The sequence below is a fragment of the Enterococcus mundtii genome (assembly GCF_003957375.1).
GTDB lineage: Bacteria > Bacillota > Bacilli > Lactobacillales > Enterococcaceae > Enterococcus_B > Enterococcus_B spodopteracolus.
In genome coordinates, this window is record NZ_CP025473.1 from 1,170,674 (window position 1) to 1,187,576 (window position 16,903).

General features: G+C 39.6%; 12 protein-coding genes. All 12 read left to right on the forward strand.

Annotated features, from left to right (window positions below; translation table 11 throughout):
- Positions 1 to 86: 86 nt before the first annotated feature.
- The 12 genes from CYK55_RS05880 (at position 87) to CYK55_RS05935 (ending at position 16,601) form a co-directional block, all read left to right on the forward strand.
- Positions 87 to 3,248: a wall-associated protein gene (locus CYK55_RS05880; RefSeq protein ID WP_164546238.1), complete on the forward strand. Its 3,162-nt coding sequence runs from the start codon at positions 87 to 89 to the stop codon at positions 3,246 to 3,248.
- A complete protein-coding gene (locus CYK55_RS05885; RefSeq protein ID WP_126134046.1) occupies positions 3,248 to 5,212 on the forward strand; it encodes an LPXTG cell wall anchor domain-containing protein in 1,965 nt (654 codons plus the stop codon). Before CYK55_RS05880 ends, CYK55_RS05885 begins: the two co-directional genes overlap by 1 nt.
- A gap of 434 nt (positions 5,213 to 5,646) precedes the next feature.
- Complete coding sequence (gene recQ / locus CYK55_RS05890) at positions 5,647 to 7,425, forward strand: DNA helicase RecQ (protein WP_034689328.1); 1,779 nt, start codon at positions 5,647 to 5,649, stop codon at positions 7,423 to 7,425.
- Positions 7,426 to 7,522: 97 nt separating this feature from the next.
- Positions 7,523 to 7,825, forward strand: a complete 303-nt coding sequence (locus tag CYK55_RS05895) for a YlaN family protein (protein WP_010735661.1) — start codon at positions 7,523 to 7,525, stop codon at positions 7,823 to 7,825.
- A gap of 2 nt (positions 7,826 to 7,827) precedes the next feature.
- Positions 7,828 to 8,994: an FtsW/RodA/SpoVE family cell cycle protein gene (locus CYK55_RS05900; RefSeq protein ID WP_034689327.1), complete on the forward strand. Its 1,167-nt coding sequence runs from the start codon at positions 7,828 to 7,830 to the stop codon at positions 8,992 to 8,994.
- A 21-nt stretch (positions 8,995 to 9,015) separates the two neighbouring features.
- Positions 9,016 to 12,444 carry a pyruvate carboxylase gene (locus tag CYK55_RS05905; protein WP_034689326.1) on the forward strand — a complete coding sequence of 1,143 codons (3,429 nt, stop codon included), beginning with the start codon at positions 9,016 to 9,018 and terminating at the stop codon, positions 12,442 to 12,444.
- Between the two features lie 17 nt (positions 12,445 to 12,461).
- Positions 12,462 to 13,592, forward strand: coding sequence for a CAP-associated domain-containing protein (locus CYK55_RS05910; RefSeq protein ID WP_126134047.1), 1,131 nt, complete (start codon positions 12,462 to 12,464; stop codon positions 13,590 to 13,592).
- Entirely contained in the window at positions 13,579 to 14,010 is a 432-nt protein-coding gene (locus CYK55_RS05915; protein ID WP_126134426.1) for a YlbF family regulator, read from the forward strand. The genes CYK55_RS05910 and CYK55_RS05915 overlap by 14 nt, the downstream gene beginning before the upstream one ends.
- Positions 13,994 to 14,335 carry a YlbG family protein gene (locus CYK55_RS05920; RefSeq protein ID WP_034689324.1) on the forward strand — a complete coding sequence of 114 codons (342 nt, stop codon included), beginning with the start codon at positions 13,994 to 13,996 and terminating at the stop codon, positions 14,333 to 14,335. The genes CYK55_RS05915 and CYK55_RS05920 overlap by 17 nt, the downstream gene beginning before the upstream one ends.
- A 183-nt stretch (positions 14,336 to 14,518) precedes the next feature.
- Positions 14,519 to 15,076, forward strand: coding sequence for a 16S rRNA (guanine(966)-N(2))-methyltransferase RsmD (rsmD, locus tag CYK55_RS05925; protein WP_034689323.1), 558 nt, complete (start codon positions 14,519 to 14,521; stop codon positions 15,074 to 15,076).
- Positions 15,077 to 15,568 carry a pantetheine-phosphate adenylyltransferase gene (gene coaD / locus CYK55_RS05930; protein ID WP_071867116.1) on the forward strand — a complete coding sequence of 164 codons (492 nt, stop codon included), beginning with the start codon at positions 15,077 to 15,079 and terminating at the stop codon, positions 15,566 to 15,568. It abuts the gene before it with no gap.
- Positions 15,558 to 16,601: a SepM family pheromone-processing serine protease gene (locus tag CYK55_RS05935; RefSeq protein WP_034689321.1), complete on the forward strand. Its 1,044-nt coding sequence runs from the start codon at positions 15,558 to 15,560 to the stop codon at positions 16,599 to 16,601. Before coaD ends, CYK55_RS05935 begins: the two co-directional genes overlap by 11 nt.
- Positions 16,602 to 16,903 lie beyond the last annotated feature (302 nt).

Below are 16,903 nucleotides of genomic sequence, written 5' to 3' on the forward strand. Positions count from 1 at the left end.
ATGAGAATGATTGCTTACTCAATTGAATATTTTCTAAGACTTCTCCGAATATACTTGTAGAATAAATGGAGGTAAATCTTAGAAAAATGAAAAAGACAAAAATTCTGAATAGCCTGATGATTATCGGCTTGGTGTTAGGAAGTATGAATGATGCTGTTGTACAAGCAATTTCGAGCATAGAGTCAAAGACTGAGAAGACATCATTGGTTGAAAAAAAACAATTTTCAATAGAACCAAACAAAGAAGAAGACAAAATAAACAACAAAAAAATAGCTATCAAAGATGAAAGTAATGAACAACCAATTGAGAAAAATAAAAGGACTAGTGCCAGGAATAATAATCCAAGCGATAATTTTGATAGTGTTCAAGGAAACAACGGTAATTACTTTAAACCGACTACTGATGCAACTTTACTGAAAATTGGTGAAGAGCAGGCAGCTCGAGTGCAATCAGATTTGTCAAAAAAATCTATAAATATTTCTAACTTGCAACATGAGAAAGAGGACAGCTTTGAAGTTTTAAACTTTTCTACGTGTATTTTTCCGAATGATAAAGGATTGGTTATGTGGCCAATAAATGGAGGGCGTAATAGTGTCTATTGGACGCAAGTTGATTCCAACAGTGGAATTTGGCGGATGCGCCTGTACGCTGCAATGGATTCAAAAAACGAACCCTATTTAAATGCGAAATTTACTCGGCTAAAATACGGTTCTGTCAGTGGGAATGAAGTATTCGCCTTTCCAAGAGTGGCTTATTTATCGAATCCTACAGGTCATATAAACGATATGAAACCATTTCTCACGAAAGCTACATTTGAAGTACGGTTACCGACTGCTGAAGAGGAAATCGGTAAAATTGTAGCAACTGCCAAAGAAGGTACACATAAACTCATGCAAAATGCTCAACCGATCCCTAATCCAGAAACTTATCTAGATGTGAAAAATACACGTGGAAAAGTTGAGTATAGTTGGAAAATAGCCCCTGATACAACGAAAGTAGGAAAGCAAGATACGAAGATTTTAGTAAAAGACGAGTCGGGTAGAGAAATAGAAGTAGTAGTTCCAATCACTGTAGAACCTCTAGCTGTAGAAATCAAGGGAAAACCAGGACCATTTGACATTTATCAATATGATAAATTGCCAGATGTGACTGAATACTTTGAAGTAACAAATCTGTATGGTACCTATACGCTAAAATGGTTCGATGATGTGAATACTGATTCACCAGGCGAACAAACATGGCGAGCAAAAGTAACAACTTCTGATGGACGTGAGGCAACTTCTTCGATTCAGATGGATGTGACGCCACATGAGGGCTTAAAGGTTAACCTCAAATCAATTGAAGATCGAAAACTCGGTTATAATTATCCAACATTTGCAACAAACTTTAGAGATTATATTGATTCGGTCACTATGCATGGTGAACCAGTCGAATTAAGAGATCTTGAATTTATTCCACAAGAAAGTGCGGAGGCAGATTATCGGATAGGGGGTCTTCAAACACTCAAATTGACAGTTCAAACCAAGCACCCAAATAGCGGTGTGATGATTAAGGGAACTGGTGAGGTAACACTCAATGTTCTTTGGGACCACTCGATTTTGATGAAATCAATCAATGGTGAATCAGCTGGATCATTTACTTTAAGAACAGATAATTCAGGAAATGAGACGGCAAAAGTTGTATTTGGGATGGGGATACCAACCTCAATAAATACGGCAGTTGGTCCGCAGAGTACTCCATTTTCGCTATATTATTCGTTTGAAGTTTTACGAGGCGAAACAGTCATTTATAGCCAAGAAGTGACAAATCGCGCAACTTGGCAGCAAATCATGGATAAATTTGGAGATTCTACTGGAACGATCGATGTCCATTATGGTGATGTCATTAAGATATATCATCCAGAACGAACGCCGAATAGTTCAGTCTTGATGATCGACGAACAGGAACAGGATTATACATATGATACGACGTACGCCTACTACAAGATTACTCCTTATGGATTTGATCCATTCCCCTTGCTAGAAGCAGAAGCTTCACAAAAGAGTTTTGTTTTAGGCGAGAACACTAAAACGATTGATCCAGCTTCATTAATAAAGAATGTAACGATTAATGGTCGATTAGTTGATAGTAGTTCATACGAAGTGGAATCATTGATCGATTTTGATACAAGTAGTATTGGAACAAGAAAAATGAAATTGAAAGTCACGATGAATGATGGACTTTCAGCAGAGGAATTCGAAGTCGATTACCAAGTCAAATGGGGCAGCACATTTGTGCTAAAAGGCTTGAATGATGCGACGGTTGGCGCATTTAGTCTACTAAAAGAAAACGATCAATGGGCATTGCATGCTAGTCAAGGAGTAAATGGGACAGACTTGAGTCAACCGGTCAATAATCATTTTGGCCGAGACATCTACTATGGTATTGAAGTGATCGAAAATATTACTACCAAATACCAATATAACGTACTAGGCAATCAATCGATTAAAGAAGGAATCGAAGGGTTCAATCAAGGAAAACCATTAACCGTCAAACAAGGCGACGTCATCAAAGTGTATCATGCAGAACCAACAGGTAATAGTCTATTGATGCAAGATGAAATAGCCAAAGACTTTACAATGGGCTCAAATGATGCCTATTACGAAGTCACAGAGCATGGGCTAGAACCGATCCTCGCGATTTCTACGGATACTAAACCACAAGAATTTAGTTTAGGTGATGATGCCTCGGGGATTGATGGAACGCAACTGATCAATCAGGTAACGATCAATGGGACCGAGTTAACACCGGATCTATATACAGTCAAACAATTAGGAAACTTCGATACAACTACAGTCGGTCAAAAAGAACTTGCTATCCAATTTGACACAAAAGATGGGGTAGTATCAAAGGTTATCACAGTGCCTTATAAAGTGAAATGGGGTAGAACGATCGTGATGAAATCTAGCACTGGTGGTTCAGCAGGTGTTTTCTCACTGCAAACTACTAATACGACCAGACAGTTGAAAATCCATCAAGGGTTTGACTCGCCATTAGACGAGCGCTTAGGAAACGATCAAGACCTCTATTATTCAATTGAAGTCTTACGTGGTGAAAAAGTCCAATATAGTCAAGAAGTCCCAGGTCGTGTCACGCTACAAGAAGTCATCAATAGTTTTGGAACTAATGGCACTCCAGCTGTCACTGTCCAGTTAGATGATGTGATCAAAATTTATCACCCCAAAAATCTCCTGGTAGCTCGGTACTGATGGTCGATGAACTAGAAGAGGACTTCACGTATGGTTCAGATTATGCGTATTACAAAGTAACGACATATGGTTTTGAAGCAATGCCAGTCATGGAAGTCCATACAGCTAATAAAGCCTTTTATCTCGCACAAGATGTAACTACTGTAGCTGATGCTGAATTAATTGATCGTGTGACGATCAACGGCAAAACAGTTGATCCAGAGGAATACACAATTGAGAGACGTTCAGAAATCGATACGAAAACGATTGGGAATAAAAACGTCGCTATGCGTGTGAAAATGAACGATGGTTTATCTAGTGTACAACTTGAACTGCCTTATCAAGTCAAATGGGGAAGTACATTTATTCTAAAAGGTGAAGAAAAAGAAGGGAAAAGAGGGATCGTCGGTTCTTTTAGTCTGCTTGATCAAAATGACCAGTTGGCTATCTATGCCACAAAAGGCGAAGATGAAACAGAACTTAATGCGCCAGTCAATCCTGCTTATGGTCGTAATGCCTATTATCGAATCGATATCCTAGCAGATCCTAAAAATAAAGCCAATAGTTTATTTCCCGATAACATCAAATATACTTATGAAGTGGCAGGTAATCAAACGGTTCGTCAAGCAATCGAAGGGTTCAATAATGGGCAATCATTACCTGTGGAAGAAGGAGACATTTTCCGTGTCTACCATGCAGAAACAGATAACCAGAACTTACTGATGTGGGATGACATCGTCAAAAACTATACAGCTGGGTTAAATTACGCTTATTATGAAGTCAATAATGGCGAGTTTGAGCCGATTACGTTGATTTACGCAGATGTTGCTAGTCAGGAACTCGTATTAGGTGAGGATACCAGTGAGGTAGACGTGACAACGTTGATTGACAATGTTGCATTCAACGGACAGAGTTTGAACTCAGAACTATATAAAGTAGAACAAACGGGAGCGTTTGATACCCATACGACAGGAGAAAAAACAGTAACGGTAAAAGTATCAACTGCAGATGGAGTTTCTTCGACTGACATTGAAGTGCCATATGAAGTGAAATGGGGCAGCACGATCCATTTAAAAAATCGTAAAGGTGAAACGGTTGGATCGTTTGGACTACTTAAAAACAGCAAACAAATCGAAATCCAATCTGTCCAAGGAACCGATCAAACAGTGTTGAAGAATAGAGTGAATGAATACGATGACACCGAAGTATATTATGGAATCGAAATTCTCAACGAACGTAAGCAAAGCAAATATCAATACGAGGTTCGTGGCACACAAACAATCGAGCAAGCCATTTCACGTTTTAATACTGGTAAATCACTAGCGGTGACCCCAGGTGATATCGTGAAGGTTTATCACGTAGATACTAGTAACAATTTATTGATGGCAGAAGAGAGCGAACGAAACTACACCTATGGCAGTAATTACGCGTATTATAAGGTAACAGATTATGGTTTTGAGCCTACAGGTGAGTTAACAGTTGAACCTGCTCAGCCTTCTTTTGCACAAGGCACTGAAAGAGTTGACCTGAAATCGTTAGTAAAAGAAGTGAAAGTCAATGGGCGTGTAATACCTAAAAACGTCTATACTGTTTCTTTAGATGGAACATCTGAAATCGATACAGAAACTATGGGCAGTCGTTTTGTTTCTCTCGATGTCAAAGTGGATCGGAGTTATGGGAGTTTATCTACTCGTACAGAATCTTCATATGAAATCGTTGAACCTGGACAAGAAACAGCGCCAGGAGAAGAGGACGCTAGTGCAGAAGATGGTACTGGTACATCCAACGATCCAGATGCAGATGGAATTTCAGCAGAGACTGGATTAGGTGAGGGTTCCGCAGCCGAAGGTGATGAGAGTAAATTGCCACAAACCAATCAAACCATCAATCGAGTACTGCCATATATTGGTGCATGTTTCTTACTAATAGTAGGATTTGTTTTTTGGAAACGAAAAATGTCTAAGAAATCGTTTGATAAACAGTAACGGATAGTTAAAATGACAACGAAGCAGTTGAAAGAGCGAAGTGATAATTACTTTGGCATTCTTTCAACTGTTTTTTTATGATCACTAAAGGAGTCACGGACAAGAAATATAAAAATAAATCCTATGAGCAAAAAACAAAATTCTCGTAATAGGAAGTCAATCATTAGCTGTGGAGAACTTAAAGAAACAAAAAATGAAAGCAAGAACGGCAAGATGAATTTTTTAAAGAACTTTTAAAAAACTCAAAGCACTCTGTTTTTGGTTTCACAAATGGTGTTTTGTTTCACAGAGTTAGGCTTGCTCTTATGAGCAGACAGAAGTAGAATAGATAGTACATGTCTGATGAATCATTTGAGAAAATGCGTAATTAATAGTTAGATGAAAGAAGTGAAACTTGAAATTGTAAAAACAAACAGAAATCGAGGAGGGCGCATGTGGAGCAGTTATTAAAAAAATATTTTGGATATGAGCTTTTCCGCCCAGGCCAAAAAGAAATCATTGAAAAAATCATGGCTCAAGAAGATGTCTTGGGTATCATGCCGACTGGAAGCGGAAAATCAATATGTTATCAGCTACCTGCGCTAGCATTGGAAGGGGTGACGATCGTCGTTTCTCCCTTGATCTCTTTGATGAAAGATCAAGTGGATGCTGCGAATCAACTGGGGATCGCTGCTACGTTTATTAATAGTTCATTAGAAGGATATGAAGTGGCACAACGTTTTCGTTCATTAGATGAAGAAAAGTATCAATTGTTATATGTTGCACCAGAACGTTTTATCATGCCTGATTTTATCCAAGCGATGAATCGTTGGTCCGTTCGCTTGATTGCCATTGATGAAGCCCACTGTATCTCGCAATGGGGGCATGATTTCAGACCCAGTTATTTGCAGATGGCGAAATGTTTAGAAGGTATTCCTCAGCGTCCGCCCATCGTAGCCTTGACAGCAACTGCTACTGTCCCTGTAGCAACAGATATCAAAAGACTTTTAAAAATCCCTGAAAAGAACCATATTCAAACTGGATTTGCACGAGAAAATCTGAGGTTGCAGGTTATCAAAGATCAAAAAAAAGAGCAATATTTGGTCGAGTATTTAAAAGTGAATCAAAATCAATCAGGCATCATTTATGCCGCGACTAGAAAAGAAGTAGATCGACTATATCAGTTGTTGGCAAAATTTGGTTTTTCCGTTGGCAGATATCATGGCGGTATTTCAGAAAGTGAAAGGACGGAAATGCAAGAAGCTTTCCTCTATGATCGTATCCAGCTATTAGTAGCAACAAACGCTTTTGGAATGGGGATCAATAAAAGTAATATTCGTTTTGTCATTCACTACCAAATACCAGGTTCATTAGAAGCATATTATCAGGAAGCTGGTCGTGCCGGAAGAGATGGCTTACCTAGTGAAGCCATTTTGCTATTTGCGCCACAAGATGTGCAAGTCCAAAAGTTTTTTGTTCAACAATCGCAACGTGAGGAGGCACAAAAACATAAGGAATACGACAAGATCCGAGCAATGACTGAATACGTCCATATCGAATCCTGTCTGCAACAATATATTCTTTCTTACTTTGGGGAAGCAAGTGAGCCTTGTCAGCGTTGTGGCAACTGTCTTGATGATCGTGAACTGATCGATGTGACCACAGAAACGCAAATGGTTTTGTCGTGTTTGAAACGAATGGGTGAGAACTACGGAAAACAATTACTGATGAAAGTCCTTGCCGGATCAAAAGATCAGAAAATCAAACAGTTACAGTTTGATCGATTGTCTACGTATGGTCTACTAAGGAATCTGTCACAAAAAAATATATTACAGTTGATCGACTATCTGATTTCAAGTGGCTACTTACTTGCGGCTAGTGGTGAATACCCAATTTTGAAAGTCAGCGATCTTGGGGTGCAAGTGCTTATGGGAAAAGTAACTGTCCACAAAAAGGAACCCCAAAAAGTGCAACAATTGTCGCATGACGAAACAGATGGCCTATTTGAAGTATTACGCCAGTTACGGACTGATTTAGCTGTTGATGCAGGTGTTCCACCGTATGTTGTTTTTTCAGATGCGACACTCAAAGAAATGAGTCAGCATCGACCAAATGACCGATTGGCACTTCTCCAAATCAAAGGGGTAGGGCAAAGCAAGCTTGATAAGTACGGTGAAATGTTCTTGCTGGCAATCAAAAATTTCCAAGAAAGCGCTCCGCCAAGTGACAGTTAAAAAACCTAAAAAAAAGCCTAGATAAATCTAGGTTCTTGCTCAGTTATCGCGTAAAATATGCTATAATGAATGAACTTAGAAATGGAGGGAAAGGCAAATGGATTCTCTTTCAAAAGAGACGGCACTCAATGTGTTGATTGATGAGGCAGATCGCATCAAGCGTTTGATCCAAAATCAAACAAACAGTCTTTGTATCTCGCAGTGTAAAGCCTTTGAAGAGGTAGTCGATACACAAATGTATGGATTTTCTCAACAAGTGAGTTTTGCGATACGTGTAGGGATCATTGAAAAAAAAGAAGGGCAACTGATGCTCAGTGAGTTAGAACGTCAATTGAATCACTTATACAATGAAGTTTACCGAGAAAATTATGATAAAAAAGAAAGTGGCAAGGGGGAATAAGCTTGCCGAATAAAGTGAAAAAAAGGCATCTGTTGGATTACAGTATTTTGATTCCATATTTGATTTTATGTATCATCGGGTTGATCATGGTTTATAGCTCCACCTCCTACTTGCTATTAGCAAATGGGAGCAATCCAGCGTCATCAGTCATCAATCAAAGTATTTTTTGGGTGCTTAGCTTGATCGTTATTGCACTCCTATACAAAATGAAAATCGGTGTATTGAAAAATCAGCGATTGATCATGGCGGCTATCGCAGTCTTGACGATTTTATTATTGATCGTCTTATTTTTTGGGGAAGAACGTAATGGTGCAAAAGGTTGGCTTGAAATTGCCGGATTTTCTATCCAGCCCGCCGAATACCTAAAGATCATTGCCATCTGGTATCTTTCCTTTACTTTGTCACAGAGACAAATGAGTGTGCAAAAAAACTTCATTGCAACGGTCAAACGACCTTTATTGTTAGTACTTGCCTTGACAGTGTTAGTGGCAAGTCTACCCGATTTTGGGAATGCAACGGTTATTTTTTTGATCATCATCGTGTTACTATTAGCTAGCGGCGTCAATTATTTTTACACCTTGATCGTCGGTGTCGGAGGAATCATTTTTAGTATAGTAACAATTTGGTTGATCAACGTGACCCAAGGGAAACTTTTCCCTGGTCGCCTACAATATATTTATCATCGTTTTGAGATTTTTCAAAACCCTTTTACTGATGAATTGAATAACGGACACCAAATGGTGAATGGTTATTATGCGATGTTCAACGGTGGTCTATTCGGTCGCGGATTAGGGAATAGTATCCAGAAAAAAGGATTTCTACAAGAAGCGCAAACCGACTTTATCTATGCCATCGTAGTAGAAGAATTAGGAGTGATCATGGGTATTTTGATCTTAGCTTTATTGATGTTCATGATTGCGCGTATCATCTTAGTGGGTATCCGCTCAAAAGATCCATTTAATTCTTTGCTATGTATCGGAATCGGTTCGATGTTTCTGATCCAAGTATTTGTCAACCTTGGCGGGATCACTGGGATCATCCCATTGACAGGGATCACATTCCCATTCTTGAGTCAAGGTGGTTCGAGTTTGCTGATGCTTTCGATCTGCGTAGGTTTCGTCCTGAATATCAGCGCAGATGAGAAACGTAAGAGTTTAGGTATTTACTAAAATTGACGTAGGAGTGATTCGATGAGAAAAGTTTTGGTAGCTAACAGAGGAGAAATTGCTGTACGGGTATTTCGTGCCTGTACAGAATTAGGGATCCAAACTGTAGGTGTCTATGCAGAAGAAGATGAATATTCCGTGCATCGCTTTAAAGCGGATGAGGCATATCTAGTTGGTAAAGGAAAAAGACCGATAGATGCGTATCTTGATATTGAAGGGATTCTTGAGATTGCTAAGGCTAGTGGAGCGGACGCGATCCATCCCGGTTACGGATTATTATCTGAAAACTTACACTTTGCCACACGGTGCAAAGAAGAAGGCATCACTTTTGTTGGGCCAGAACTTCATCATCTTGATATTTTTGGCGATAAGATCAAAGCAAAAACAGCAGCAATCGAAGCTGGTATCGCTTCGATCCCTGGGACAGATGGTCCAGTAGAGTCAATTGAAGAAGTTTTATCATTTGCTGAACGTCATGGCTATCCCGTGATGATCAAAGCAGCATTAGGCGGTGGCGGTCGTGGGATGCGTGTAGCATATGACGAAAAAGGCGCTCGTGAAGGATATGAACGTGCAAAAAGTGAAGCGAAAGCTGCTTTTGGTAGTGATGAAGTCTATGTTGAAAAGTATATCGCTGATCCGAAACACATCGAGGTCCAGATCTTAGGGGATACCCATGGAAACATCATCCATCTATTTGAACGGGATTGTTCAGTCCAGCGGCGTCATCAAAAAGTCGTAGAAGTCGCTCCTTGCGTTTCGATGAATGAGCAACAGCGTCAACGTATTTGTCAGGCTGCTGTCCAGTTGATGAAGCATGTGGGGTATGTCAATGCAGGGACAGTCGAATTTTTAGTGGAAAATGACGAATTTTATTTTATTGAAGTCAATCCACGTGTCCAAGTTGAACATACGATTACTGAGATGATTACGGATGTCGATATCGTGACGACGCAATTATTGATTGCACAAGGAAAAGATCTGCATAAAGAAATCGGATTGCCACAGCAAAGTGAAATAAAAATCAAAGGTTCAGCCATCCAATGTCGGATCACAACGGAAGACCCATTGAGTAACTTTCTACCAGATACTGGTAAGATCGATACGTATCGCTCACCAGGTGGGATGGGCGTCCGCTTAGATGTAGGGAATGCCTATGCAGGTTACATCGTTACCCCATATTTTGATTCGCTTTTAGTAAAAGTTTGTACACATGCGGCTGATTTTGCAACAGCGATCCAAAAAATGGAACGTTGCTTGAGAGAATTCCGTATCCGTGGAGTGAAAACAAATATTCCATTTATGTTGAATGTCATCTTGCACCCAGAATTTCAATCAGGACAAGCTAAAACGACGTTCATCGATAGTACCAATGAATTATTTGACTTCCCACGCTTACGTGACCGTGGAAATAAAACGATGAAATACATCGGAGAAATCACAGTAAATGGTTTCCCTGGCATCGAACGTGGTGAAAAACCATATTACGATGCACCACGTATGCCAAAAGAGCTGATCACTCGTCCGGATTACATCACAGCAAAAAATGTCTTAGACAAAGACGGCGCTTCTGCATTAGTGGATTGGGTCAAACAACAAGAAAATGTGTTATTGACAGATACCACGTTTAGAGATGCCCATCAAAGCTTATTGGCTACTCGTGTGCGCACAAAAGATTTTAAAGAAATCGCGCGATTGACTGGTGAAGGGCTTCCTGAGCTGTTTTCAAGCGAAATGTGGGGCGGTGCGACATTTGACGTCGCCTATCGTTTCTTGAATGAGGATCCATGGAAACGCCTGAGAAAGATTCGCTCCTTGATGCCAAATACTTTATTGCAAATGCTCTTTAGAGGATCGAATGCTGTCGGCTACTCCAACTACCCAGACAACGTGATCGCTGAATTTATCAAAGAAGCAGCGACACAAGGCATCGATGTCTTCAGGATCTTTGACAGTCTGAACTGGGTACCGCAAATGGAAAAGAGTATCCAAGCCGTTCGTGATACAGGGAAAATTGCAGAAGCGACGATTTGCTACACAGGTGATATCAATGATCCAAGTCGTGCGAAATACAATGTGCAATATTATAAGGACATGGCAAAAGAGCTGGAACAGTTAGGCGCTCATCTGATCGCAATCAAAGATATGGCAGGACTGTTGAAACCGCAAGCTGCTTATCGCTTGATCAGTGAATTGAAGGCGACAACGGATCTACCAATCCATTTACACACACATGATACGAGTGGCAATGGCATCATCACTTACTCAGCAGCAACTAAAGCGGGTGTCGATATCGTTGATGTAGCGATGAGTGCGATGAGTGGAAATACTAGCCAACCAAGTATGAGCAGTTTGTATTACGCTTTGGTCAATGGTCCACGTGTACCAGAAATCAATATTGAAAATGCGCAACAGTTGAATCACTATTGGGAAGATGTTCGCATGTATTACAAACCATTTGAGAATGGCTTGAATGCACCTGAAACTGAAGTTTATATGCACGAAATGCCAGGTGGACAATACTCGAACTTACAACAACAAGCCAAAGCAGTTGGCTTAGGTCATCGTTGGGATGATATCAAAAAAATGTACCACACAGTAAACTTGATGTTTGGTGATATCGTCAAAGTTACGCCTTCTTCTAAAGTTGTAGGCGATATGGCCTTGTTCATGGTCCAAAATGAGTTGAGCGAAGAAGACATTTACGAAAAAGGCGAGACATTGAGTTTCCCGGAATCAGTCGTTACCTTCTTCCAAGGTGAATTAGGCCAACCAGTAGGTGGGTTCCCAGAAAAACTCCAAAAGATCATTTTGAAAGGTCGTCCAGCCATCACCGAACGTCCAGGCTTGTTCGCTGAAACAGTAGACTTCGAAAAAGTCAAAGCAGAATTAGCTAAAAAGATCGGCTATGAACCAAAACAAGAAGAAGTCTTGAGTTACTTGATGTATCCACAAGTCTTCTTGGATTATCAAACCGCTTATAATCAATTTGGCGATGTCACATTACTGGATACACCGACTTTCTTCCAAGGGATTCGTTTAGGGGAAACGGTCAACGTTCAAATCGAAAAAGGCAAGATCCTGATCATTCGTTTAGATGAGATCGGTGAACCTGATATTGAAGGGAATCGTGTGTTATTCTTTAATTTGAACGGTCAACGAAGAGAAATCACCGTCAAAGATACGTCGATCGTCAGTGCGGTAAAAACTAGACGAAAAGCAGAACCAACCAATCGCGAACAAATCGGTGCGACGATGTCCGGTTCAGTTTTAGACGTCTTGGTGAAAAAAGGCGATACGGTCAAAAGAGGCGATACATTGATGGTTACTGAAGCAATGAAGATGGAAACGGCCATTGAAGCACCATTCGATGGAGAAATCGCACATCTCTATGTTGTTGCTGGCGACCCCATTTCTTCAGGAGATCTATTGATCGAAGTTACAGAAAAATAAGAAAGGAGAGGGAACATTTGAAACGACTAGGTCTATTTATAGCAACACTACTATTCGTCATGTCGGCTTTATATTTGGAGCCAGTAGTGTTCCCTCCCAAACTTGAAACATCCACGCAAGACCAACAACTGATAGGAAATCAAAATCAGGTAACGTCTTGGAAATACCAGGAGCTAAATGCGACTGGCTTTTCTACATATATTGGTCGATCAGTCACCGAATTAGAAGCAGAGATTGGTTCTCCTAAAGATCGTTTGACGAGCGGATTCGGCTTCGAGATCAGATATTATCAAGATCCAATTCAACAAATCGTACTTGAAGCAAATATACAAAATGACCGAGTGGAGGCTATCAAAGTTTTAAATGCGAACGCAACTAGTTTAACACCATTTGCCGTTGGCATGACTATGCAGGATCTGACAGAGATTACAACGATTTTTCCGAACTTCACATTCGAGTATGAAGAGACAGAAGTCGGAATCGAGTTAACTGAAGAAGACATGAATTATCGTCCCTTGATTGCTTTTGATAACGGTACATTTGCGATGCTTTTCTTTGATCAAGACACAGGTGGATTATTTTCAACAGTTTATTTAAATAAGAAAAGCTTATTGAAATTAATGCCTTACCAGGTCTTTGGAGAGGGATTGCCCCACTACGAAATGGATAGTTCAGCAGACTGGGAAAGTATCAATCAATCAAGAGAGCGTGTCATTACTCGAGTATTGACGAGATTACGCCAAGAAGCTGAACTGCCTGATTATCATTACTCTCCAGATTTTATGATCCAAACGAATGTACTGTTAACAGACTTTATCGAACAACCAGAAGAATGGTTGGCAGAAAATCGTTTGGCAGAGTGGCAAATGGCAACACAGACTTCGCAAACTACAGTTAAATTTACGTTGTCAAATGATGAAATCAATCGCTTAGTGGAAAAACGACAATTAGATCAAACAACAGGAATTTTCATGCATCCAATCATTGATCCGACTTTTTCAGTTTTATTGTTATATACTGATCCTTATTATCATGATCGATTCTTGGAAAAAGAAACAACACAGTTAGGCGTTGCGTTTTCGAAAGAAAACATGTTAGTCTTAATGAAGGAAAAAGAGGAGACTAGTGAAAGTAGTGATAATCAATGAGGAGTTGTTTGAACTGGAGGACCAGTGTCATCAGCTTGTTCAAACGATTGTAACAAGTGAAATGATGGAACAATATCTCAAAACTAAAAAAGAGATGGAAACTTCTATCAACGTCAACCAGTTAAAAAATGATTTTATTGCAAGCAGACAAGCATTTGAAGAAATTTCACCTTATGGAAAGTACATTCCAGAGTTTCGTGAAAAACAACGAACTGTACGCCAAGCCAAAAGGCAGTTGGATCTAAATGAGGAAGTAGCTGCTTTTCGAATAAGTGAAACAGAATTACAAAAGATACTAGATTCCATTGGAAAACAACTTGCACATACGATTTCGACAGAGATCAAAATCAGTGCAGGTAGTCCATTTTTTGAAAAAAGTGAAGGGTGCGGAGGAAACTGCCATGGACATAGAAAATAAAGAATTTGAACAAACACATCGGCGAGGGTTAGTCGTGTGGGTATATAGTTTAAAACAATTGAAAAATCTTCGCAAATTTGGATTAGTGCATTATGTCTCTCGTAAAATGAAGTATGTGATCATGTATTTAAATGAAGACAACTATGAACAAACGGAAGAAAGGATCAAGAAATTACATTTCGTACGAAATGTCGAACGTTCTTATCGACCAGATATCGAAATGAATTTTGCTGAAAAAATCGGTAAAAAGGCGGATACAAAAGAAGAAGGCTTCGAGATCGAAGAATTAAACACCAAGATCCGCTTAGCTGATCACGTTTTCTAGTAAAGAGAGTCAAGCGTTATAGTTAATAAAATCGACGAAAATAAAGAAAATGTGATAAAAAGATTTTGAATAGTTATAAAAAGTTAAATTAAGAAAAAATAGACTTGATAATTGACGATTTTAGTCGGAATCAAGTCTATTTTTTTGGTATACTAATAACAGTATGTTTCAAGGAGTGAGTAGATGCGAGTAATTTCAGGAGATTACGGCGGTCGCCGTTTAAAAAGTTTAGCAGGGCCAAATACTCGACCGACGTCTGATAAAGTCAAAGAGTCGATATTCAACATGATCGGTCCTTATTTTAATGGAGAGGTCGTTTTGGATCTTTACTCAGGAAGCGGGGGTCTAGCGATCGAAGCAGTTTCCAGAGGCTGTAGCTACGCAATCTGCGTGGAGAAAAACTATCAAGCACTAAAAATAATCAAAGAAAATATTGAAATCACAAAAGAACCGAACAAATTCAATACAATGAAATTAGATGCTGATAAAGCGATTGAGTCACTGGCGAAAGAAGATCAAAAGATTGATATTCTATTTTTAGATCCACCTTATGCTAAACAAAAAATCGTCGATCAAATTGAACGTATGGAAGAATTGGCTCTTTTTCAGGATGCTGCCTTGATCGTATGCGAAACAGATAAGTCAGTGAAGCTTCCTGAGACAATAGGAAATTTTCAACAAATCAAAGAGCAGACCTATGGCATCTCTGCGGTGACCATTTATAGAAAAGAGGAAATATAAATGAGAAGAGCTTTATTTCCAGGGAGTTTCGACCCATTGACTATGGGACATTTAGACACGATCGAACGAGCTGCGAAGTTGTTTGATGAAGTGATCATCGGTATCTTTATCAATACATCAAAAAAAACATTGTTCACGGCTGAGGAACGCTTGGAATTGATCACACAAGCAGTCGCACACTTAGAAAATGTCCGAGTGATCCACCAAGAGACACAGTTGACAGTGACGACGGCAAAAGAATTAGGTGTTCAAGCGCTGGTTCGAGGTGTTCGCAGCTTCAAAGATTTTGAATATGAACGTGACATTGCGCAAATGAATCATCATTTGAGTCATGAATTGGAGACGGTGCTTTTTATGGCAAAACCAGAGTATAGCCATATCAGCTCAAGTATGCTTAAAGAGGTTCTTTATTTTGGTGGGGACGTGAGCACCTATTTACCTACTGTGATCAACGAAGCATTAGCTAGAAAGCGTGAAAGTGATGCAGAATAAGAAATGGTGGAAAACATTATCTGTAATCCTTTTAGGTACGTTATTAGCAGGCTTTGTCATTGTTCCTTTACCCTATTACGTGGAGGCTCCAGGTGCCACGATTGATCTTAAAGATATGATCACAGTCAATGATCAAGAAGATAAAGAATCGGGCTCTTTCTCTCTCACTTCGGTAGGAATCAGAAGAGCAACAGGATTTGGTGTCGTCTCCGCACTGCTGTCAGATTTCAAAGATGTTATCAGTGAAGAAGAGTTGACTGGTGGAGCGACAAATGAAGAATATAATCAGATGCAAAAATATTATATGGAATCCTCACAAAATGCCGCCATTGAGCAAGCCTTGAAACTAGCGAATATTCCGTATACGATGGAATTCAAAGGTGTCTATGTCATGGGCGTCGAAAAAAATTCGAGTTTTTACAAGAAACTATCTGTTGGCGATACAGTCACGAAAGTAGATGGGATGAGTTTCAAGAGTGCGGAAGAATTTATGGAGTACGTGAAAGGACAGGAAGTAGGACAGGTTGTCACAATCACCTTCATCCACAATGGCAAAGAAGAAGAAGTTTCAGGTAAACTGATCGAGTTATCGACAGATAAAAAACCAGGAATCGGGATCACGTTGACCGACCATACAGAAATCGCCACAGACACAGAAGTGGCAATCAATTCTGGTTCAATCGGTGGCCCTTCAGCAGGCTTGATGTTTACTTTGGAGATCTATGAACAGTTGACCCATCAAAACATCCGTAAAGGGAAAAAAATAGCCGGTACAGGGACAATCAATAGTGCAGGTGAAGTGGGACGAATCGGTGGAATCGATAAAAAAGTGGCAAGTGCAGACGAAGCAGGAATGGATATCTTTTTTGCGCCAGATGATACGATTTCTGAGGAAGTGAAAAAAGAAAATCCAGATATCAAAACGAACTATGAAGAAGCCAAAGCTGCGGCTAAAAAACTCAATACATCGATGAAGATCGTTCCGGTCAAAACAGTGCAAGATGCCTTAGAGTATCTTGAGAACATGAAATAAACGATTTATCGATTTGTATGTTTTGTACTCATATTTTAAAGCGAGGTCAAGACATGTTTAGCCTCAACAAATAATGCGCCATCCACGAAAATTGTTTTTTAAATTTTTGTGAGTGGCGCATTATTTTTCGAAGAGGTTCTATCTGTTCCCGCCGTTTATTCGGTTTAGGTGGTACGAAAGGGCTAATGTCCCCTCTTTTTCTTTTTTTTCAATAATTACAAAAAAACGTTTTGTTATTTTGTAGGTAATTTTAAGTAAGTTTGCTACCATAATAAAAAAAGAGTTAGAAAGGGGCAAGGAAA